Genomic DNA, 22,909 nt, shown 5'->3' on the forward strand with positions numbered 1-22,909 from the left:
TTTAATAAATTTTAAACTTATAATAACTCAATAAATGTATTTTTTTAAGAATATTCAGTATTTTTAACATGTCATTAACTTTAGATTGATGTAGTTAAATATGGTATTTATTGTACCTTAGCTTTAATAATAAATACTATTAGGAGGAACTAGATGAGGATAGGCATTCAGGGAATCGGTATTTACGTTCCTAACAATCGCGTAAATTTAAAAGAATTAGCAAGTACCTTATATTTATCTGAAAATGAACTTGATGTACTAATGAATACTCATCACTTAAAAGAAGTAGCTGTTGAAACTGAAAAAAATGCTAATGAGATGTTAATTGCGGCTATAGAGAACCTTATGTTGCACAATAAAATTGATTCAACAGATGTTGGGTTAATTTTATTTACCCATACAATCTTGCAATTTTCACCTTTTCTATCTGAACCACTTCTAGCTATTAAAGATCAATTTGGCTTTCATAATGCACACAGTATGTCAGTAGCAAATCTGAATTGTGCAGGAATGGATTTTTTACTATCTCTCTCCCATAAATGGCTACTAAATAATAATCACGCAAAAAGTGTCTTAATTTTAACAAGTGATAAAACATTTGTAGAAGACTTTAGGTATCTCAAGGAAAGTTCTGTAATGGGAGATGCTGCTTGTGCCGTCTTGGTTTCAAAAGGTTCACAGCAAAATCAAATCATCGCATCTAATATTAATGTAGATGCTACTATTTTTAATGGGGAAGCATCTGCTCCAGAGGAATTTGATTGGTTTCTAAAAAGTGTCTCAAAAGGAATAATAAAAAATCTAAAGTCCCTTTTAAAAGACGCTAATTTCAATTCAAATGATATCACTCTAATTATTCCAAGTAATATAAACTTCCCAACTTGGAGTAACATAGGAAAAATTTTAAAAATACCTATTGAGAAATTCTATTTCCCTACTTTATCTAATACTGGACATGCACATAATTCTGATCCTATTCTTAATCTTCACCATGCAATATATTCAAAAAAAATTCATCCAGGAGATTATTATGTAACATTAACTGCTGGAATAGGTGGTACTTTTGGATGTACCTTATTCAAATGTTAATCAAGAGGTGTAATTCATGAACTCAAATATATTCATTTCGAACATAACAACTTATGTTCCCAATTCTCGCAAAATACAAAAAAACAATCTTATAAATCAAGAGAATACTATTAAGAAATTTGAATCTCAAAAACGGAAATTCCCATTATATTCTTTGAACAAAGAATACGAATTAGATAATAATTATGATGGAACAAATTTACAGTTTATTCTTCCAAATAATTCACTGCCAATATCTTTAAATGAAACTTCTTCTGATTTGGCATTAGAAGCAACAAAAAAATTAGTGGATAAAACATCAAAAAGAGACCCCTTATACTTTGCATATTGTCATGATACAAACGAGCCTAGTATCTATTTAACTCCTGCTTTAAAAGTGAAAAAAAAACTGAAGTTAAAAGGTTCTATACCCTTCTCGATAAGTCACCAAGGTTCTGCTGCTTTTACTAGTTCTATATTTCTGTTAGATACTTTGCACAAGCAAAATTCAAAAAAGTCATTTTCTATCATTACTACTACTGATCAAGTATGTCCACCCCACCCTAGAATTTTTTTCAACTCTTATCCTAAGGGAGATAGTTCTGCTTCCTGTATTTTTAGTAAAGACAATGGACAGTATCGCATTATTGACTACACTTTACATTCTTTTTCTTCAACTCCTACACCGCTAAGGTGGAGTATAACAGATTATAATTTATTTGAAGAAAAATTGATTTCTATTACAAGCAAATTATTAGATGAATTTATTAATACCCATGCTATAAAATGGATAATCGCACAAAATTTGAGTGAATATTTCATTGAAGCATTAGAAATGTATACTCAAAAAAACGAACTGAAACTCTTCAAAAGGACCATTGCTACTAGCAGTAATCTTCTGACTAGTGATTGTTTAGTTTCATTAGAGCAAGCTGAACAAACTGGCGTTTTAGATGCTAATGATAACATTTTATTACTACAAGTTGGTCCGCTTTCACATATTGGACTATTACTATTAAAAAAAGAGAGAGCTGATAATTTTGTCTATCTTAAATAATTTAGATTTAATTCCAATAGATTCTTTACGATTTCATGAAGATCACGACCCACATAGATTGAAACGTATTACAAATGACATTCATAGCCTAAAATATTTAAATAATCCTCCTATGGTAACTGTCTGTCATGATAATACCTATTTAATATTAGATGGATTACACAGGGCTAAATCTTTAATAGAGATGAATATCAATAACATTATAGTACAAAAAGTAGACTTGGATCATCCTAAACTTAAAATTCTATCATGGACACATGTCATACCTGATTATATAGAAATCATTAATAATAATTATTATGCTAAAGAGGTTCCGATGTTTACTTTATTTCGTTCTAATCAAACTACAGTATTTCTAGGACCAAAATCTTTAAAATTACGTTTAGAAATACTTCACAAAATATCTTCAAGTTATTTAAATAAAGATGAAATTGAAAGACTTCCAGAACCGCCAGACTTTTTAGAACCTGGTAAACAGTATCTTTCTTTTCAGCCTTTTACATTAGAAGAATTTAAGGAATTGAGAGACTATCATTATATTACCCCACCAGGAATGACTCGATTATTAATTCCAGATCGATTATTAAACCTAAAAATGCCCTTACATCTTTTAGATCAAAAAGATGACGAATCTTTCCAAAAGAAAATACTTTCTTATAAACATCGCCTAAGAAAATATACAGAAGATGTCTATATACTCGAATAGAATTACTTTTACATTTCTTAATTAAATAATACGCTAACGTTTTCTTAACAAATGATTTATGGTCCACATAGACAAAAGTATTATAAGCTCATGTTAATAACTATTGTAAAAAGTGAGGGATTTATATTGAAAGACTACCACCTTAATTTAAGTGATTTATTTAATAATCATGGTATTCTTGGTGAAAATGAACCTATTAATGATAGTAGTTTTAGCTTAGGAATTTCATTTTATCCAGCAGAACATCTCCCTAAATACGGAGAAAAATTCCATTGGGAAAATACTTCATTTCTTTTTCCAACGAAGACTAGTGAGGGTTTCGATAATTTAACTTTAGATTATCAAACTATTCAAGTTCCTAAAGGGAAATTTACTGACCTCTATATACTTGGTTCTTCAAATAATGGTAACTTTTATGATGATGTTCAACTCCTATTTAATAACAAAACAGTTTATACATTTAAATTAGCATTAACAGAATTTGTTTCAGAAACCTCCTGGTTTGGGGATCCAATTATTTTAGAATGTCCTTTTACTAGAAACAAAAATCTTGATTTATTCAGCTTACAACCCAAGATATATTGTCATCAGGAACAACTGCCTTCTAATATTGCTTTCGATGAAATTAAATTAGGTAGCAATCCCTTTATCCATATATTCTCAATTACATTAAGAGGTGAAACAATTGAATAAATCCAAACTATTTACTCATCCCTATCATAATTGCTTAACTATGACGGTTACAGGAGTAATTCATGAAGAGGTAGAAATTGAAGGCCTGTGGTTTCTTAGTCAACTCTATACTATTAAACGTCCAGATAACTCGGTAAGGTTTATACCTAGAATGAGTTTTTTTAACGAAGAGATTTCTGAATTTTCCAACCTAGTACCTGAACATAAAACATTTTCCAACTTTAATGATTACAGGGAAAGTTTAGATTCTACCCTCGATAAGGGGATACAAGTAATTGCGCCAGTCGATACTTTCTTTCTCCCTTACTCATCTAGATACCAAGTTCAACATAATTTTCACTGGATGGAAATTTGGAAAAAAGAAGAGTCTAATTATAAATTAATCGATCATTACTATCATTTCGTAGGCGATCTGAGTGAAGAAGATCTTCAAAAAGCTGTCGAAGGATCTAAAGAACTGTTACAACCATCAAGTTATCAGTATTATTCTTTAAGTACTAAAAATTATAAGTCTTTTGCTAAGCAATCATATCAAAAATCTATAAATATAAACCTAACGAGCCTTCTTTCTACTGACCAAGTTGGTTTGCCCGTGTCATATAAGATTTTTGATGAATCCTATATCTTCTCACAAGGATTAGACGTCTTTAAAGATATTTATCATAAGTTAAATTCAATCAATCAAGATATGGACGAAGAATTACGTCAAGCAACTCTCGAGGAGCTCTATGAAGACTTTAATGAATTGGGAAATTCTAGATATGTATTTGGAGAATTTCTCGAGAAATATGATACCTCAAAAGAAACAACTACTCTGGTACAAATCCTTACAGATTTAGCACAAGAATACAAGATTTGTGCTAACCTAGCACTTCGTAATGTTGTACGTAATGATCACTTCTCACAAAAGGTTTTTGATAGGGTATCTCAATTGAAAGAAAAAGAAGAACAATATATTAAACAGCTTATAAAATTATCCAGTAGTATTAATTAGTACTATATATTTGATTACTTAGTTCTCTATCCCTCTTCATTAAAACTATCTAATATGACTAAGCTGTAAAAGGAGTATAAAATGAAGAAATTAAAAATAGCACATATGGATAATCAGCTCGCAGATTGTATTACAGTATATTGTATGGCTGCCTTAAAAGGTTTGGGTAAAGTTAATTTTCAAGAAGTAACAGGATCTTTTTGGCGTTTTAATTATAAAAAAGATCCCCTGATTTTCTTCTCATTAAGTCTATTTAATTCACCATTTGAAAGAAATAGACTTCTTAATGATTATTTTAATATTCAACTTACGGCTATAGAGGAACCTATAGTAGACTATCATCAAATGATTATTTCCTCTCTTAGTAAAACTAAATTACCAATGGTTTTTATTGATAGGTTTGACTTGCCACATGATAATATATGCTTTCAAAAGTTTCATGAAAATCACTTTTTACTTATTAGAGGATATGATCCTATTAATCAGGAGTATCATATTGTAGATTTTTTCACTACACCTTCCTTTACTAAAGTTAATCGTAATATTATTGAAGAATCTATAAAAAAGGCATTCCATATAGAACACCCTATGATTATTGCTAGCATCGAAAAAATTGAACATACTTTTAACCAAAATACACTAACTGAATTAATTCAATCAAACTACAAACATATGACACAAAAAATTTCTAACTCTTCTGGCTTATTAGGAGTTGAAAGTTTATATACGGATTTGGAGAAAAGAGATGACTATTTGCAAGATTATATAAAGGTAATAAATCTTTTTTCTAAACTAAAGCATATGGGATCTTATAGAGCTCAACATGCAGATTTTATTAATACTTATTTTGGACATCCTGTATTAGAAAATGCATTCCACGAATTAGATCAAAAATGGAAATTGGTTGCAAATTATATATTAAAAGCCCATCTGACTAAGAACGATACACTAATTAGTCGTTCATTAAATACTTTGCAAGAAATCATCCAAATAAAAAAAGAAATATTACCCTTATATGAACAACTAACTAAAGGAGAGTAATTATAAATGAAGGATCTTATTATCATTGGAGCTGGCCCCTGTGGTCTTGCTGCAGCTGTAGAAGCTCATAAATCTAAACTTGATTACCTAGTTATTGAAAAAGGCTGTATTGTAAACACTATTTCTAAATTCCCTACATATGTTACGCTTTTTGGACCTCCTGAAGATTTTGAAATAGATTCTATTCCTTTCTCTTTAAAGTATGGTCCCCCAACAAAACAAGACTCGATGAGATATTACTATAAGGTTTCCAAATATTTTAATTTGAATATTAAACAATATGAAGAGGTTTTAGATGTCTCTTCAGTTAATAAAATGACTCAAACGTCTTATGAAATCCGTACGGATAAAGGAATCTATCATACAAAAAATGTTGTTTTTGCCACAGGCTTCTTTGATAATCCTAGAAATTTAAATATCCCTGGAGAAGACTTGAACAAAGTAAAAAACTATTTTACAGAATCTCATCCATATTCTAATCAAAATGTTGTTGTTGTTGGAACAGGACACTCTGGTTTGGAGGCCATAATGGATTTACTAACTGTGGATGCAAAGGTTACTCTTGTCCACAGAGGATCGAATCTCAGTTATACACCAAAAAGGTGGATGTTGGCATCTGTACGAAAGGCTATAGATGAAGGAAAAGTTACTGCCTATTTTAATTCTAACATACAAGAGGTTACAGAAAAAACTGTAACTATCAATACTCCAGATGGCGTAAAACATATTAAAAATGATTTTGTGTTAAAGCTCATTGGATTCCAACCTAACTATGTTCCACTCCAATCACTTGGGGTTGAGTTCGACGAAGTTACAAATATACCAAAATACAACAAAGACTCTTTAGAAACAAATATCCAAGGTATATATTGTTGTGGTGTGGTCGCTGGAGGATCCGATGTTAATACTATCACTATTTCAGACGGACGCTTTCATGGCGAAAAAATAATTCAGAGTATCTTAAATAAAAATAAATTATATATTTAAAATTAGGGAGAAGATTTTATGCGAGATTCTATTATTGAGTTGCTTCAAAAACAAATTCACATTGATAGTAATACAGACGATGATCAAGACTTATTATTCGTTGGTTTCAACTCTATTGCATTTATGCATTTTATTGTAGACTTAGAAGTTTATTTTGAATTTGAAGTATTTGATGAAGAATTAACACTAGATAATTTTACTACTATTAATAAAATAATAACTTTTGTACAAAATAAAAAAGGAGTTGTTTTGAAATGAATGAGCTAATTATTGATAATTTCACAAAAAATGAAGAAGAATTCCAACAATTCCAGTACCTGCTTCGTTTTTTAAATAATAATATTATCTCTTGTAAAATTGATCATGATAAAATTAAGATTGATCATACTGAAAAAATTACTATTCATCTAGAAAAACTAGTCCACAAGTTAACAGAAAGAATTTCAGGAGGAAGGAATCTTCCTTTTAAAAGTCAAATTATTCATGAGCATTCGGTACAACCACCTTATATAAATGACATATTTACACAACTTATAGATCAAAATATTATTGTGAAAAATCATGAGGGAATCTTCACATTCCGTCCCCCTTTCTCAGACTTAATCCTTTTTTTAGACCAATTAATTGTTGATTATGTTGCAAAACCACTAGGTGCTGTAAATGAATATTATCCTACATTAATTTCAATGGATACTTTAAATAAAACCAATCACTTCACTTCTTTCCCGCATCATGTACTATTTACTCAACATTTAGAAGAAGAGTTAACGAATATAGATAAGTTCACAGAAAATGTAAGAGCGAACGATGGTTTGAATGCAGATATGATTAAACCTAATGACGTCAGAACAACTAGCCTTGTTAAAAATCCAGCTGTTTGCTACCATTGTTATCAAAGTTTAGAAAATAAAGAAGTCCCTGATGAGGGGAGTACAATAACATCTGTTGGAAGATGTAGCCGATATGAATCAAATAATCATTCAGATTTTGGCAGATTACTTGATTTTTCAATGAGAGAAATTATCTTTATCGGTAGTGACGAATACGTAAAATCAATGCGTGAAAAATCAATTATATTATTGAAAGAATTTCTTAACATATGGGAAATTGATTCTTTCCTTGAAAATGCTAATGATCCATTTTTTACAAATGATTATAAAGTTAAATCTTTTTTCCAAAGAGATCTGGATATGAAGTATGAGTTAAAATTCAAGATTCCTTATCTAAATAGTTCTATTTCAGTAAGTTCATCTAATTACCATGGTAATGTTTTTGGACAAGCTTTTTCAATTAAAAATAATAATGAATTTGCCTCTACGAGTTGTATGGCATTTGGTTTAGAGAGATGGATATTTGCATTCTTGGCTCAGTATGGTTTAGATACCCAACTATGGCCCGAAAAAATTAAAGAATTATTTTCAAAGTATTTAAAGGGATAATAATGCATTTTAAATATTTATCATTACAACCTTATCATTCTCAATATAAAAATGAGCATTAATATATTTTTACAAACATAACAAATACCAATCTAAGTTTAGATTGGTATTTGTTATGTTTGTACTTAACTAAAAAATTTCCTCCTTAGTAATTATCTATCTAGCTATTCCTTCTCTTTTCCAAAAACTTCCTTACACTTGCCTCTTGTCCAACATCCCATGGTGTAAAAAATACTCTGTTTTTACACGATTCAGGCAGAAAAGGAGTGTCTATTTCCCCCGCTTTTTTATTTCCTTTATAATAGTTCAACAAATATTCTGGCACACTCGGTAAATATCCACTTTCAATTTCCTTAAATGTTGTTTGTACAGCTTCAACAATACTTCTTGATTTTGGAATTAAAGAAAGATACACTACCAAATTTGCTAATATTAATATTGAGTCGTATTCTTCATCGCCTAGATTATTATATAATTGTTGCGCACTTGCAATAGACTGCATAACATCAGGTTTTGCAAGTCCTACATCTTCAGCTGCAAAAATAGACAGCCTTCTAAATATTTGGCTACCTGGAACTCCAACGCGTATCATACGACATAGATAGTAGAGTGAAGCATTCTCATCACTCCCACGTAGAGATTTAATAAAAGCTGACATTAACTTTGAAGGATCATCCCCTTGAGTAATTCCTAAAACTGATTGTACATCCTCTAAGGTTATAATATTCTCTTCTATATTAAATAATAAATCTAAGGTCGTTATAAACTTTCTAACATCATTCTCATACGCACCCATTATTAATTCTTCTGCTTCAGGCTCAATCTCAATATTATTAAAAATTTTTTTTATTTTCTGGATTAATAACTTCACTTCTGTTCTGTTTGGAGGATATACTTTTGTTAAAAACATTCTGGACCGAATAGCATCCGCGATTGTTTTATATGGATTTTCAGTTGTTGTACCAATACAAATAACTTTCCCTTCTTCCATATACGATAATAAAATACTTTGCAACCTTTTATTTAAATAGTGAATCTCATCTAATATCAGCACAAAAGAACTGGAGTGCTTTTCGATTACTTCTCGAATATCACCAGTTGAATTTACTGTTGCATTCATCTCTTCAAAAGGCAGATCCGATGATTTTGCTAAAATCTTTGCTAAACTCGATTTACCTGTACCTGGGGGACCATATAGTAAGATAGATTTAAGATTTTTATTCTCTAGCATTTTCATAATAGGATGATTTTTCTTTTTTAAATGCGACTGTCCTAGGACCTCTTCCATACTTTTAGGTCTAAGGAATTCTGTTAATATTTTTACCATTACTTTTTCCCCCACTCTAACTCTCTCACATTTTTTCTAAAACTACCCCTGCAATCCCATGATCAATGCTTGCAGATACAAGCAATATATCATCTCCTGGTTTTAATTTCTTATTAGACTCTAAATCTATTAGTGATAAAAAAACATCACTACTTAATAGATTTATCTCTTGAGATTTTATTCGATTCCAAGAATTTAATCCTTTGTTAAATCCTATCTCTTTAAACATATTATCTAATCTATTGGATACGTTCTGATATACTGTCCATTTAATTGAATGTTCTTTATTATTAATATCATCCAATAATTCTCTATATTTTGCAACTAGTAAATCCTCAGCAGTTAAATAATCATTGATACTCCAATGCGCAGGACTTATATTATGGCAGGTAGGATATACTTTAAAATATTTAATTTTGTAATCACCATTCTGGTTATTTAATAGCAAAGAAATTGCCACATCCCCTTTTGTATAGCCATTAAAAGCAGAACGTGAAAAAGGAGCATGCATCGAATCTACAATAGTAGCCAGAAAATTATTATACCCATTGTTCAATAGAGCTTTCGCTATGTCCATAGCCATAATACTACTTAAGCTGCCTGCTTGCCCAATTGAAAATGGCAAAGCTTTTTTTAATTTTAATTCCTTCTTAGCCTTAAGTACAGGTAACATACTATGACTTTGTTCTAACGTTTCATGACAGTAACATAATACATCTATTTCATCAGCGGGTATATTAGATTCACTTATTAATTTTAGTAAAATATCTGAATGAGGAGCATTAAATGTAGGTACTTTGATTGTTTTTGAAAGAAACTCTTCTTGTTTTTTTGAATCATGAATTGACGGTATGTTATGAATATTATCCTCGAACAGCCAATCCAAAGCGCTGTCTACGTTCGTTTGCTTTTTATTAAAATCTTGCAAATAGTCTGCCTTATTAGCATATAAGGGATTTTCAACATTTAAAATTGATAAAAAAAAACTATTCACACTATGACCTCCTTATAGATACTGGTGTAAAGCACAACCATATGTACCTCCTAGCCCCACTGTAATAGTTAGATAATAAGAACCTGGTTTTATTTTTTTTTCTATATCAATCATTTGTAAATTAAATAGAATATCTGAACAGTATAAATGTCCTACCTTATCTATAGTGTCCGTATAGAATTTTTCTATAGGAAAATCAAGTATTTCTGATACTTTTAACCACGTCTTATAGTTAGCATTGCTCCCAATTATAAGGCTGATCTGTTCTAATGTAAGATTTGCCTCTTTTAATACTTCCCTCACTATTTGTCTAATAGCAAAATAGTACGTTGTATTAAACCATTCTAACTGATTTGGGGTAGAATTCACGCCATTATACGTTACCGCATCAACATTATTTTTTATAATTTGAATTGTATGGTGGTTCCCTTTAAGATTTTTACTCAAATAACAACAACTAGCACTATCACCTAATAATGAATCAGGGATACGTCGTAGGCTTGGATGAAAGGCTTTATCTCCACTTACTAATAATATCCCTTCCATTTCTTCATTGGAATTAAGTAATTGTTGTGCTAATAATAAAGAAGTATGAATAGAAGCGCAATTTTGTTGAGCAACAGAAAATGTGGGTATGTCCAATAAATCATAATCATGCATCAGTTTACGAAATATATTTTGCTCATGCCAATATATCTGAGAAGTCCTAGTCAATATTATTCTATCTATCGCTTTACCCTCTTTTTGTAATTTACATATTGTTGGAGTACAAGCCTTGTAAAGCATCTCCTCCAAACTTAATTTTTCCTCTATTGGTACACATTTAAAACCTAAATTGCTGTCAAATCTATCAATATCGCTTTTACTAAACGGATAATCAACAGCATTTATCATTCTTGCAACTTCAGGAATATCAATTTTCTTACTAGGTATATAACTAGATATATGTGATAAGGCAATAGGATTCATAGTCTTACAACCTACCATTCATCATTTTATTTTTGATATCCATTTTCAATATATTGGTTGAACCCTCCATAAACTCTATCATTCTTGCATCTCTTAACCACTTTTCCAAAAGAGGATGCTCTATCAATCCGTAGTCCCCCATTAATTTTGAGCATTCTCTAACTACCTTTACTACTACACCATTCATATACTGCTTTGCCATTGATGAATAATATGAGTTAAAATTACCAGCATCACATGTAATAGCTGCTTGCAATGTTAATACTCTTCCTCTTTCAACTTCCCATTTCAACCTGTCTAAAATAAATTTATTATATTCATGATTCACGCATGTTTGTACATAATCTATAATAGCTTTACTTAATCCAATAGCAATTGCAGCTGTTGCCGGTCTCATGTGTAAAAATGTTTCCATCGCTCCTCTTATCCCTCTTTTTAACGAACTCTTGTCATGTCCCAAAATATCTTGCTCTGTTACTAGAAAATCAGTAAACTCAATCTTTCCTAAACGAGCCGATTTTAATCCGAGTGTATTATCGACACTCTGTTTAATATTGGATAAATTATTATTTTTATTAATTAAAAAAGCATCTAAAAAAATACTTTTATTTTTTGGTAAATCTTTCTTTGTCTTTTTAGCAAAAACAACCATATAATCTGCAATAGCCCCATTTCCTACATATCTTTTTTGACCATTTAATAAATAAGTATTGTTTTCTCCTTTTTCTGCAGTCATTAGCATATTGGCTACATCAGACCCCGCGGTTGGCTCTGTTAATGCAAAGGCTGACCAAGAATTATTATTGATGAAATATTCAAAAAAATCATCCCTTTGTTCTTGCGTTCCTATTTTATCCACTATTGTTCCCGAAAGATTCGGACCTGGAAGGGATAAATATAAACTTGGATCTCCATAAGCTATTTCTTCTACAAAGATGACATTCTCTAATGCCGTTGTACCGAATACTTTATTTCCATCCTTTAAAGTGATTCCATCCCAATATCTAGAAGGTGTTTTAAAAAAATGAAGAGGCTTGAAATAGGAATCCTCAACAAAAGTATTAACAGGTTTACCAGCCCTATCACTTTCTAAAGCCAGATCTCTTACAACTGTTGCATATGGGTTTAACCATTTTTTAAATAAGTCTATTTTCATCCTTAAGCCCCCCTTTAAACTGATTTAGTATATGTTGAACCATAGAAATTTTATATTTTTTATATTTCGAGATGCTAGTATAATCAAATAACTCAGTAATATTAGTTCTATATAAATCTATTATTATTGGATACTCATTAATTCCTGTAATAGCAGCTTTTTCATTAACAATGGTGACACCAAGCATTTGCCTACTCTTTAAGTAAAATTTAATATATAGACTATTATGTATTTTAGGAATTTCTATTCCCAAAATAAGTTCATCTGATTTTAAATATAATTTATTTTGTCCCTTTACTAATTCTTTTATAGGTACCTTCTTCAAGTTATTTTTAGATCTTATCCAAACTAAAGCATTAGTAAGGTACCATCCCCCCCAATAATCTCCTGACAAATTAGCATCACAAATTGTTCCACCAATTGTTGCTCTATTCCGGACTTGTAAATCTCCTATAGTGCCCGCTGCTTGATAAAAAGCTGGAAGAGATTCTACTACTATGTGATTATTTAAAATATCGGTATGTGTAAGACACGCCCCTAAAAACACACCATTTTCTTCTACTCTAATTTCTTTAAGTTCCGGAATTCTTGTTATATCTAAAACCGTATCTGGGAAGAGAGTTCCTTTTACTATTTGGTTTGTTACAACTTGTCCACCGCTTAATATTACTTTTTTTCCCTTTTTTTCAGTTAATGCTTTTATTGCATCCTCAAGACTTTTAGGTGCCATGTATTCCACCATTGTTAGCCTCCTGTATTAATGACCAAATTTTATCTGATGTTGCAGGCATATCAATATGCTCTATACCAAATATAGTTATTGCATCTACGATTGCATTTATTATAGCCGGTGGACTTCCTATTGTACCTGCTTCACCTACTCCTTTAACTTTTAAAGGGTTTACGGGAGATGGGGTGATTGTCTTTTCTAGTGTGATTTTAGGAATATCCATCGCTCTTGGTAATTGGTATGTTCGAAAAGATTGTGAAAAAGGGACTTCATTATCTTCGTCATTACATACTTCTTCTAATAGTGCTTGTCCCATCCCCTGGACTATACCTCCTTTAATCTGCCCTTCAACAAGCTCTTCATGAAGTATATGTCCACAGTCATCCACTGCAAAATACTCTAATATTTTGGGTTCACCAGTTAAAATATTAATTTCGACAATGCATAAATGCGAACCAAAAGGAAATGTAAGGCTAGAGGGTTCAAAAAATACCGTTGCCTCTAAACCTGGATCAACACCTTCTGGAAGATCATGGGCTAAGTATAATTTTTGTGTCACTTCTTCAATCCTCATAGTCTGTTTTTCATTAATGAAGAATAATCCTTTTTCAAATTGAATGGAACGAATATCTTTGTCCCAAATCGCAGATAAGTATATCTTTGATTTATTAATAATTTGCTGACACGCCTTGTATATAGCACTTCCACCAACAGCAGCACTCCTACTACCATAAGTCCCTCCCCCCCAAGGTACATTGCTTGTCTCACCGGTAATTACCTCAATATCTTCAAAATTTATTCCTAGTTCTTGTGATACTATTAATGACCATGCAGTTTCATGTCCTTGACCAGCCGGGCATGATCCAGAAATAACAGTTACAGAACCTAAAGGATGAATCCTAACAACAGCAGATTCAAAACCACTCGTCATCAAACCGATTGCCTTATGTTCCTTAGATGGACCAGTTCCACAAAATTCTACATAACTCGAAAGGCCTATACCTAACTGATAGTTACTTTTATTTTCCCTTCTCATTAACTGCTCTTTTTTCCATTTTTCATATTCACTAATTTTTATTAATTTTATTAAAGATTTATGGTAGTCACCACTATCATAAGTCAATCCAGTAACTACACTTTTAGGAAATTCATAGGATTTTATGAAATTTCTCATTCTTATTTCTACAGGATTTATACCACATTTTAGAGCTATGATATCTATAATTCTTTCTAATAAATAGATTGCTTCAGGCCTTCCTGCTCCCCTATATGCATCTATGGCTACTTGATTAGTATAATATGCTTTTATATCAACATTTATATAAGGAATATTGTAGCACCCTGATAACATCTTTGAAGTATAGATAGGCATTCCCGGTGTAGCTACTTGCAAATATGCTCCCATATTTGCATGTAATAATAAATCTATTCCTAGGATTTTTCCTGCAGGATTATAGTAGACCTTTACATCATGTATTTGATCTCTACCATGGGTAGTCGTACAAAAATTTTCATTTCTTGTCTCTATAAACTTAAGAGGCCTTTTTATTTTCTTAGCAAAGTAAGCTAACAGAACTTCTTCCCTATAAACATTCATTTTTGAACCAAATGCCCCACCTACATCAGGACATTTCACATACAAACGATTTTCCGGATGTCCTAAAGCAATTGATAAAGATAATCGTAAAGCATGGGGAAGTTGAGTAGAAGTCCACATTGTTAGCGTATCCTGATACTCATCATAGTAAGTTACTACTCCTCTAGTCTCCATTGGTAGAGGTGCTACCCTTGGAATTATGATTCTCTGTTCAAAAGAATGTACTGCATTTTCAATCTCTTTCTTATTTCCAAATGTTTTTTTTATATTGTAAGCTACGTTTTCCTTAATATTTTCATGTACAGATACATCTTTGTTATCTATTGCTTCCAATAGATTTGTAATAGCTTTTAATTTTTTATATCTTACCTTAACTTTACTAGCTGCTAATAAAGCTATTTCTCTACTTACAGCAATTATTATGACAATAGGCTCTCCTACGAATCTTACCTTTTCTTTTGCTAACAAGGGATGTCCTGGATTTTTCAGGTTCTCTACAGGCCATACAATTGAAATCTCCCCCAGGTTAGGATCTAAATCCTCACTTGTAAATATACCAATTACCCCTTCTATGAGGGCATCTGTTTTATCAATTTCTTCAATAAACGCATGCGGGACTGTACTTCTGACAAAAGTAACATAATGCATATCAGGAAGGTTAATATCGCATACGTATCTCCCCTTACCAGTAATAAATCTATTATCTTCTTTCCGCAGAGGTTTAGTATTCAAATAACCACCTCATTCCCCCCATTTAATTTGTAAAAGTTAGAAAGTAAAACCACGTATTTTACTTTCTAACTTTTTCCAATTCTTCCAACACTTCTTTTGCGTGATTACTTGGATTAACATCCGTAAAAATTTTTTGGATAATACCTTTTTTATCTAAAATAAATGTGGTTCGATTAATTGATTTAATAACCTTATTAAGAAACTTTTTCTCTTCAAACACACCATATCGTTTAGCAACTTCAAAATTCTCATCACTTAATAACTGAAATGGTAATTTGTAATCATCACTAAATTTTTGATGAGATTCTAAATTATCTGCGCTAATTCCAAATAGCTCTACATCCTCGAGTTGTTGAAACTCACTATAATTATCCCTAAATGAACAAGCTTCTTTTGTACAACCTGGTGTTCCATTTTTAGGATAGAAAAACAAAACAATATATTTACCTAAATAATCATTTAAACGTAGCTCTTTCCCATTCGAAGTTAAAAGTTTAAAATCTAGAATTCTATTTTCCAGTATCATAATTAAACAGCCTCCCCATTAACTTTTGTATTTATATACTTTGTTATTTTTTCAAATGACCAAATTAATTTATTTTCTAGTAATACCTTTTCCATATCTAACTCAATATTAAATTCCTCCTCCATACTTACCAACCATCTAATAATAGTTAACGAATTTAAAGATAAAGCACTTATATCATCCTTAACTTCCATAATAGTTTCTTTATCTAATGCTCCTTCAGAAGCTTCAATTAAAGTTTTTACTATTCTCTCTTTAATTTGATCCATTTTATTACCTCCATGTATTTGTTTGATCATTATAGTAATTTATAATTTCTCCTAAAATGCTTATTGCAATTTCTTCAGGTGTTTGTGCAGCTATATTTATCCCAATTGGACAATGAATAGAATTGGTTTCCGTAGCATCAATTTCTGTCATTAAATTATTTAATCTATGTCTTGGTCCCATTACACCAATGTACTTAAACCCTAGATCAATAGCACTTTTTAAACATAAACAGTCAAACGAAAAATTATGACTCATAATAACAACTGGTGTATTCTTACTCATATTTGTTAAATAGGATTCAACATTCTCTATGTTATTAGAAAGTAAAGTAACTTCTTTGCATCTGTTAGTAAATCTTTTAATTAAGCTCTCCCTAAAATCATTTATTCTTAGTTCAAAATTTAATTTTTTTGCTATTTCCATAATAGGAAATACATCATTTCCTGCCCCCATAACAATTATTTCTTTTTGGGGATAAAACGCTTGAATAAATATGCCTACCTTATTGTTCTCATCATGATACAAACCTGTTTTAATTTCTACATTATTCAAAGCCTCTTTGATTTTGGGATCTAGTAAATCAGACTTATTCAGAATTTTCAGATCCGAATTTTCATATTTGATAAAACTCTCCCCTACTAGCCTAAAATCAATATGATTAATAATGGTACCAACTAGTACAGTCTCGTTTTTATTTAAACTATTATATATAGTATGAAGATGTGGTTGTAATTGCTTAGTATCTAAAATCAGAATATCCATGTCGCCTTTACAACCTTTATCAAAACCAAAAATAGGATCTGGTTGTGAAAGATTTAAATAACTGCCAATATCAAAACCTGTTTGATTATTCATTACGTCTAAGGATTTATCAATTATGTTATTTTCTATGCACCCCCCACTTAACTGGCTATATCCTATTCCTTTATCATTAATAACCATTTGAGCTCCCCGCTTACGGTACGTTGAACCCTTAGTATTTATAACTGTAGCTAATGCAGTTTTTCGCCCCTTTATTGTTTCACTTAATAATTTCTCTATGGTTTCCATCTATTAACCCCTTAAAAATTTTTCATTAGATAAATACATGAAATTATTTTATTAGAACAAAACATAAATAGTATTAAATGCATAATCCATTCTTTAACGGTCCCGTATTTATTTAATTTTTAAAATACAAACTTCACTCTCGTTATCATACACATCCTGTAGCAAGAATATATTTAAGTTCTATACTATATATCTGTCAGCATCCTCACTTTCGGAAGAGTGTTATCTATTCTTTCCCTAAACTTTCTTTTATTGCTTTGATAATAGGAGTATAGCCAGTACATCTACAATAATTCCCTCTTAATAGCTCTGCGATTTCTTCATCCTTTAATTCTGTAAAATTTTTAGTAATATAAGTACCAATCATCAAAAAACCTGGCGTGCAATATCCACATTGGAGAGCATATTGCTGTTGGAAACTTTTCTGTAATATACTATATCCCTGATCTGTCTCCAAACCTTCTACTGTAGTTATTTGTTTTTGGTTACACTGTGCTGCTAAGATAGCACATGATTTTACGGGTTCATCATCCAGTAGCACCGTGCAAGCACCACATGAAACACAATCACAGCCTATATGAGTACCTGTTAGTTTTAGATTATCTCTTAAAAAATGTACTAACGGTTGAATAGAAGAAACAGCAGTATTAATTTTTTCCCCATTCACCATTATTTCAATAGGGACTTTATTGGTCACATTCATACCCCTCTTTTAATTTTATAAATTTAAAATAGTCTTCTTGAGTATCAATATCTATTATTGGAAAATCATTTGAATTATCTATATTTTTAACCGATATCTTATTTTTATTTATTAAAGTGTTGAATCCCTTGTCACCTTCTAGTTCATCAACTTTTTTAAGTAATTTTGGTCCTAACAACACGGGATGTGCAGGGGTATTATTATAATTATTACGTATCGCATCGTATTGATACTTGAGATAGCATGTTTTCATCTCAAGTATCAATTTTTGAGAAATTATAGGCTGATCTCCTAAGAAAATAAAAACAGGTATGTCACCTTTAAAGCTACCTATACCTATTTTTATTGATGATGAGATTCCTTTTTTGTATTGATCATTTCGAACAATTTCAACTTTCTTTCTTATCTTTATTGAAATGCTCTTCTCTACTGTCTTGTCCATAAAACCTAACACTAAAATAATTTGATTGAATCCTGCTTGTACTACTTGTTTTATGACATGCTGTATCATAGTTTCATTATTTATTGATAAAAGTTGCTTAGGTTTTCCCATTCTACTTGATTCACCCGCAGCTAAAATTAATGCACCAAACCTCTTGGATTTATTAATTTTTTTCAAGACCTATTTCCATGTTCAATATATTGAACTAGATGTTCAATCGTATTACTATGTTCATCAAAAGTTTCTCGATAGTCTAACTCAATATTAAATTCATTCTCTAAATCAACCATTAATTTCATAAATTTGATAGAATCAATTTTTAATTTTCCATAGCCAATCCTATCCTCCATCTTTAATTCCTGTGTAAAAATATTATTATCTGATAATACGAGTTTTAACTTCGTTAAAATCTCTTCTCTACTCATTTTTCATACCCTCGATTCTCCTAGACTTAAAACAATTTTCAAAGCTTCTTGACTCTCGAACATTTTATAAGCTGTTTCAATGTTCCCAAAAGACATACGATGGGAAATAATAACACTAGGGTCTAGTTCCCCATCTTTGATTTTTTCTAAAAGTAACTCTCCATATTTTAAAGGGTCCCCAACCACAAATTTTAATGATAACTCTTTTGCAAAAGACTTCTCAGTATTAAATGGCATAGCCTTTGAATGATGCGCTCCTACACATACTACATTACCTTTAGGACGTACTAGATCTAAAGCTGTTTGAAGTGTATTATCTGTCCCTACGGCCTCAAGTATCACATCGGCACCTCTTTGATTTGTAAAATTATAAATTTGATTTAACTCATTCGGCTTGAGAGGTATCGCTCCTAATTTCTTAGCAATTAAATGTCTATTTTCATTAGGTTCAATTAAAAAGACTTTTGACTTTGTAAACATCTTTGAACACAAAATTGTCATTAGTCCTACAGGTCCACCACCGATAACTACTACGCAATCATCTTCTTTTATTTGTCCCTCCATAGCACAGGCGTATCCGGTAGATAATATATCACCAACAAAAATAGCCTTTTCGTCAGATACATTCCCTGGAACTTTTAATAAAAGCTTATCAGCGTATGGGACTCTAACTTTTTCAGCCTGTCCACCTGGGATATACTCTCCCACAACTTCGCCATAGCCAAATAATGAAACATGTTCACAATGGTAATGCATATCTTTTTGACAGTACCAACAATCTCCACACGCAACAATATCAGAGACGACAACTCTATCCCCTACTTGGATATTTTCAACTTCATTACCTACAGATTCTACAATTCCTGTAAATTCATGTCCCATTATTGTATTATGTATAAAGTCATTAAGTTCTCCTCTATACGGATGCATATCTGTACCACAAATAGAAGTTAAAGTAACTTTTATAACAGCATCTTTAGGATGTAAAATACTTGGAACTGGAACATCTTGAATCTGGATGAGTCTAGGTCCTCTTAACAGAGCTGCTTTCATCGCCATTCTCCTTATTCTTGAATACTTTTATTTCTTTTACTGACTTAGGTTGCATTTTTATATCTATATAAGTGTTATTAATAAATAACTTCCCATTTTGCTCTCTTGGGGAATGATTAATTAAAACGCAATCATTATGGTTATGATAATTTAAAATGTGTACATCAACAAAAGGCGATGAGAATTGTGCTGGTGCATCAATTCCTTCTGCATAAAGGATATTTTTATAAATTTTATAAAAATTTTCTTTTTCCATAGCGTAAGGCTTATTTAATAGCGACTCTATTGGGATATTAATATAGTAAACTTTCCCTTTTCCATATGAATTTCTTGTTATAATAGGCTTCTTCGATTCATTAAATCTTGCTAACACTTCTGCTTGATTTTCTCTTATAATTGGAATTTGATTATCTTTTAAATTTTCCCATTCGACGTAATATGAAGTCCCTTCATATTCAAAACTTCTAAAATCCTCATTGTTTAATGTATAATCTTCTAATTCTATTCCAAATAGGTCAGATATCCCATGTCCGTATAAGTAATTCCCTGTACTATAGATCAATATTCCACCTTGGTATACATATTTTTTCAAATTTTCTAAATCTTCATTTGTCAAATGTAGGTTTGAAGGGAATAGAATTGCTTTATACTGTTCTAGATTTCCCCTACAAAATTCTGTTGGGATTTGCGTCTTTTTTAGCAATAAAAACGCGTAGAATTGAGATATTGATTTTTGTGTAAAATCTAAATTCTTATCATTTTCTTTAAACTGCTCTTCTGGTAAAAAAATCCCTACCTTTTTTTCACTCAACTTTCCATCTCGTATCTTATTGGAAATTTTTACACATTCTTTCAAACTGTATACACTCTTTTTAGGCTTTCCAGAAGAGCTATAAAAACCAACAAACCTTTCTCCCGGTCTTAAATTAAAAGGCTCTTTAACAGTCTCAAAATCTTTCCAACACCATGAAATAATTCCTGTTGCTCCATGTAAAATACTACTTAATCCACTCGTCAACATATAATCAGCTCTTATATCATCGGAACAACCATACAAACCAAATTCATCAACTAAGGGCTTACCATATAATTTTGCTATTGAAACTAGAAATGATACATATAATGATGATTTCCATGAATTATTGGATTCAATATTGAATTTTGTCCATAGAGGAAATCCATGTATTGCAACCGCATCCAATTTATTAGAAATATTAGATAAAACAAAGGGATGTTCTCCTACTACTGATAAATGATCACTTGCCATAATTACACTACTTTGTGGATTCCCCTTTTTTAATGCAGTAATCATATCTCTTAACCATATATTTGCTTCTTCACTTTTCAGCGATAAAACCGCTTTTTCATTTGCATATATTATTTCATCACCTATGTCAAAATATAAAATATTTTTATACTCTCTTAGTTCCTTACCTATAAACTCTAGAAAACACTCTGCTCTAGTTTTAAATTTAATATTTCCCCATACATCCGTTGAATTATCCCAAGGTAGTTTAAATATTTGTCCATTCATCCATATTGTTAAAATTGAAGGAATACAATACAAATTAGCCTCATCTGCTAATTTAATAAACTGATGTAACCGCTCTACAACAAGATAATCATAGACTCCTTCATGAGGTTCGAAATCTTTCCAAAACAAGAAAAACCTGACTACATTAAACCCTTCACGAGACATTTTTAACAAATCAGTTCTTACTTCATCTTCATCCCATTCATGCCAATATTGACAGCCACTTTTGGATGGATGATAGTTGAAACCTATATACATAACTTATATATTCTCCTTTAATGTGTGCTCTAAAACACAACAAACTCTATGAATATCACTTACATTCAGGTTAGGATGTAAAGGTAAAGTTAGTTCTCTATCTGAAATTTCTTCAGCTATAGGACAATCACCTATTTTTGTTCCTTGTGTCTGTCTATATAGTGTAAATAAATGACATGGGGGATAGTGTACACTTGTTTGAATTCCTTCCTCTTTTAACTTACTAATAACGAGATCCCTATTTATATTTTCAGGCAATATTACAGGAAAAATATGGTGACTACTTTTTGAGACACTTACGGATTCAAAAGGTATTGTCACATCCTTTATTTGTCTTAGATTTATCCTATATTCTGAAGCTAGTGCTTCTCTTATTTTTTGATTGTCTTTGTACTTATATATCTGTTGAATCCCTATCGCAGATGCTAAATCTGTAGTCCTATAATTCATACCTACTTCCTTAACATCGTATGTTGTAGGTCTCCCTTTATGTTTTTCCCATGAGCTAACGCTCATAGAATGGGATCTAAATAAGCGTGCTCTCTCATGTAAGTTAGAGTCGGAAGTAACAAGCATTCCACCCTCACCTGTAGTTATGTTTTTTGTTGAAAAGAAACTAAAGCATCCTATGTCTCCAATGGTTCCTAAAAATCCCTTAGGAGTCTTTACAAATGGTCCATGTGCTACGTCTTCAACGACCTTTATTCCATAACTATGTGCTATCTGCATAATTCTATCCATATCTGCACTATAACCACCATAATGCACCACAATTATAGCTTTTGTTTTTGAAGTTATTTTTCTCTCTATTACTTCCGGATCTAAATTAAAATCATAGTGGCTTGTAGAATCTATAAAAACTGGTGTAGCCCCCACCATCTTTACTGCATTAGCTGACGCCACAAATGTCATTGAAGGTACTAAAACTTCGTCACCTGGCCCAATATCTAAAATTTTCATAGCTGTATGTAGAGCAGCCGTCCCACTATTTACAGCTAATCCTGGCAAACTAATATTTAAGTTTTCAGAAAATAGAACCTCGAATTTTTTAGTCTCTTCCCCCATAGATATCCATTGAGATTTTAATACTTTAGTTATAGCCGATATTTCTTCTTTACCAATTGTTAAATCATATAAAGGTATTTTCCAATCCATAAT

24 protein-coding genes are annotated in these 22,909 nt (G+C 31.2%); 9 read left to right on the forward strand and 15 right to left on the reverse strand.

Annotated features, from left to right (window positions below):
- Positions 1-153 precede the first annotated feature (153 nt).
- The 9 genes from FT637_RS22640 to FT637_RS22680 all read left to right on the forward strand — a co-directional run bounded on the left by FT637_RS22640 (position 154) and on the right by FT637_RS22680 (position 7,985).
- Positions 154-1,089, forward strand: a complete 936-nt coding sequence (locus FT637_RS22640) for a 3-oxoacyl-[acyl-carrier-protein] synthase III C-terminal domain-containing protein (RefSeq protein WP_193648204.1) — start codon at positions 154-156, stop codon at positions 1,087-1,089.
- Between the two features lie 16 nt (positions 1,090-1,105).
- Positions 1,106-2,125 (forward strand): hypothetical protein, encoded by a 1,020-nt coding sequence (locus FT637_RS22645; RefSeq protein ID WP_193648205.1) that lies wholly within the window; start codon positions 1,106-1,108, stop codon positions 2,123-2,125.
- Between the two features lie 58 nt (positions 2,126-2,183).
- Positions 2,184-2,831 carry a hypothetical protein gene (locus tag FT637_RS22650; RefSeq protein ID WP_193648206.1) on the forward strand — a complete coding sequence of 216 codons (648 nt, stop codon included), beginning with the start codon at positions 2,184-2,186 and terminating at the stop codon, positions 2,829-2,831.
- Between the two features lie 51 nt (positions 2,832-2,882).
- On the forward strand, positions 2,883-3,524 hold the full coding sequence (locus tag FT637_RS22655; RefSeq protein WP_193648207.1) for a hypothetical protein: 642 nt from the start codon (positions 2,883-2,885) through the stop codon (positions 3,522-3,524).
- Positions 3,517-4,518 carry a BtrH N-terminal domain-containing protein gene (locus tag FT637_RS22660; RefSeq protein WP_088031196.1) on the forward strand — a complete coding sequence of 334 codons (1,002 nt, stop codon included), beginning with the start codon at positions 3,517-3,519 and terminating at the stop codon, positions 4,516-4,518. The genes FT637_RS22655 and FT637_RS22660 overlap by 8 nt, the downstream gene beginning before the upstream one ends.
- A gap of 81 nt (positions 4,519-4,599) precedes the next feature.
- Positions 4,600-5,559 carry a hypothetical protein gene (locus FT637_RS22665; protein ID WP_193648208.1) on the forward strand — a complete coding sequence of 320 codons (960 nt, stop codon included), beginning with the start codon at positions 4,600-4,602 and terminating at the stop codon, positions 5,557-5,559.
- Between the two features lie 6 nt (positions 5,560-5,565).
- The gene (locus tag FT637_RS22670) at positions 5,566-6,546 is read left to right on the forward strand and encodes a YpdA family putative bacillithiol disulfide reductase (RefSeq protein WP_193648209.1); all 981 of its coding nucleotides are present in this window, start codon (positions 5,566-5,568) and stop codon (positions 6,544-6,546) included.
- Positions 6,547-6,564: 18 nt separating this feature from the next.
- The gene (locus tag FT637_RS22675; protein WP_088031199.1) at positions 6,565-6,804 is read left to right on the forward strand and encodes an acyl carrier protein; all 240 of its coding nucleotides are present in this window, start codon (positions 6,565-6,567) and stop codon (positions 6,802-6,804) included.
- Positions 6,801-7,985 carry a hypothetical protein gene (locus FT637_RS22680; protein ID WP_193648210.1) on the forward strand — a complete coding sequence of 395 codons (1,185 nt, stop codon included), beginning with the start codon at positions 6,801-6,803 and terminating at the stop codon, positions 7,983-7,985. Before FT637_RS22675 ends, FT637_RS22680 begins: the two co-directional genes overlap by 4 nt.
- A gap of 160 nt (positions 7,986-8,145) precedes the next feature.
- Here FT637_RS22680 and FT637_RS22685 read toward each other — a convergent pair whose 3' ends face one another.
- From FT637_RS22685 to FT637_RS22755, 15 genes are all read right to left on the reverse strand, one after another.
- Positions 8,146-9,312, reverse strand: coding sequence for an AAA family ATPase (locus tag FT637_RS22685; protein WP_149191273.1), 1,167 nt, complete (start codon positions 9,310-9,312; stop codon positions 8,146-8,148).
- Positions 9,313-9,337: 25 nt separating this feature from the next.
- Entirely contained in the window at positions 9,338-10,306 is a 969-nt protein-coding gene (locus FT637_RS22690; RefSeq protein ID WP_193648211.1) for a hypothetical protein, read from the reverse strand.
- Positions 10,307-10,318: 12 nt separating this feature from the next.
- On the reverse strand, positions 10,319-11,275 hold the full coding sequence (locus FT637_RS22695) for a 3-oxoacyl-[acyl-carrier-protein] synthase III C-terminal domain-containing protein (protein ID WP_176280901.1): 957 nt from the start codon (positions 11,273-11,275) through the stop codon (positions 10,319-10,321).
- A 4-nt stretch (positions 11,276-11,279) separates the two neighbouring features.
- Positions 11,280-12,431 (reverse strand): acyl-CoA dehydrogenase family protein, encoded by a 1,152-nt coding sequence (locus tag FT637_RS22700; RefSeq protein ID WP_149191275.1) that lies wholly within the window; start codon positions 12,429-12,431, stop codon positions 11,280-11,282.
- The gene (locus tag FT637_RS22705; protein ID WP_193648212.1) at positions 12,412-13,173 is read right to left on the reverse strand and encodes an FAD binding domain-containing protein; all 762 of its coding nucleotides are present in this window, start codon (positions 13,171-13,173) and stop codon (positions 12,412-12,414) included. The genes FT637_RS22700 and FT637_RS22705 overlap by 20 nt, the downstream gene beginning before the upstream one ends.
- Positions 13,151-15,490, reverse strand: a complete 2,340-nt coding sequence (locus tag FT637_RS22710) for a xanthine dehydrogenase family protein molybdopterin-binding subunit (RefSeq protein ID WP_193648213.1) — start codon at positions 15,488-15,490, stop codon at positions 13,151-13,153. The genes FT637_RS22705 and FT637_RS22710 overlap by 23 nt, the downstream gene beginning before the upstream one ends.
- Before the next feature lie 58 nt (positions 15,491-15,548).
- Positions 15,549-16,016, reverse strand: a complete 468-nt coding sequence (locus tag FT637_RS22715) for a peroxiredoxin (RefSeq protein WP_193648214.1) — start codon at positions 16,014-16,016, stop codon at positions 15,549-15,551.
- A 2-nt stretch (positions 16,017-16,018) separates the two neighbouring features.
- Complete coding sequence (locus FT637_RS22720) at positions 16,019-16,285, reverse strand: phosphopantetheine-binding protein (protein WP_168388009.1); 267 nt, start codon at positions 16,283-16,285, stop codon at positions 16,019-16,021.
- Between the two features lie 4 nt (positions 16,286-16,289).
- Positions 16,290-17,336, reverse strand: a complete 1,047-nt coding sequence (locus FT637_RS22725) for an XdhC family protein (RefSeq protein WP_193648215.1) — start codon at positions 17,334-17,336, stop codon at positions 16,290-16,292.
- 226 nt (positions 17,337-17,562) lie between these two features.
- Positions 17,563-18,033 carry a (2Fe-2S)-binding protein gene (locus tag FT637_RS22730; RefSeq protein WP_088031210.1) on the reverse strand — a complete coding sequence of 157 codons (471 nt, stop codon included), beginning with the start codon at positions 18,031-18,033 and terminating at the stop codon, positions 17,563-17,565.
- Positions 18,023-18,658, reverse strand: coding sequence for an NTP transferase domain-containing protein (locus FT637_RS22735; RefSeq protein ID WP_193648216.1), 636 nt, complete (start codon positions 18,656-18,658; stop codon positions 18,023-18,025). The genes FT637_RS22730 and FT637_RS22735 overlap by 11 nt, the downstream gene beginning before the upstream one ends.
- A complete protein-coding gene (locus FT637_RS22740; protein ID WP_193648217.1) occupies positions 18,655-18,906 on the reverse strand; it encodes an acyl carrier protein in 252 nt (83 codons plus the stop codon). The genes FT637_RS22735 and FT637_RS22740 overlap by 4 nt, the downstream gene beginning before the upstream one ends.
- Positions 18,907-18,909: 3 nt before the next feature.
- The gene (locus tag FT637_RS22745; RefSeq protein WP_227493919.1) at positions 18,910-19,965 is read right to left on the reverse strand and encodes an alcohol dehydrogenase catalytic domain-containing protein; all 1,056 of its coding nucleotides are present in this window, start codon (positions 19,963-19,965) and stop codon (positions 18,910-18,912) included.
- Positions 19,931-21,751 (reverse strand): beta-galactosidase trimerization domain-containing protein, encoded by a 1,821-nt coding sequence (locus FT637_RS22750; RefSeq protein ID WP_193648219.1) that lies wholly within the window; start codon positions 21,749-21,751, stop codon positions 19,931-19,933. Before FT637_RS22750 ends, FT637_RS22745 begins: the two co-directional genes overlap by 35 nt.
- Before the next feature lie 3 nt (positions 21,752-21,754).
- On the reverse strand, positions 21,755-22,906 hold the full coding sequence (locus FT637_RS22755) for a DegT/DnrJ/EryC1/StrS family aminotransferase (protein WP_193648220.1): 1,152 nt from the start codon (positions 22,904-22,906) through the stop codon (positions 21,755-21,757).
- Positions 22,907-22,909: the final 3 nt, after the last annotated feature.

It is taken from the genome of Bacillus cereus (assembly GCF_015071065.1).
In the GTDB taxonomy this organism is placed as follows: domain Bacteria; phylum Bacillota; class Bacilli; order Bacillales; family Bacillaceae_G; genus Bacillus_A; species Bacillus_A cereus_BA.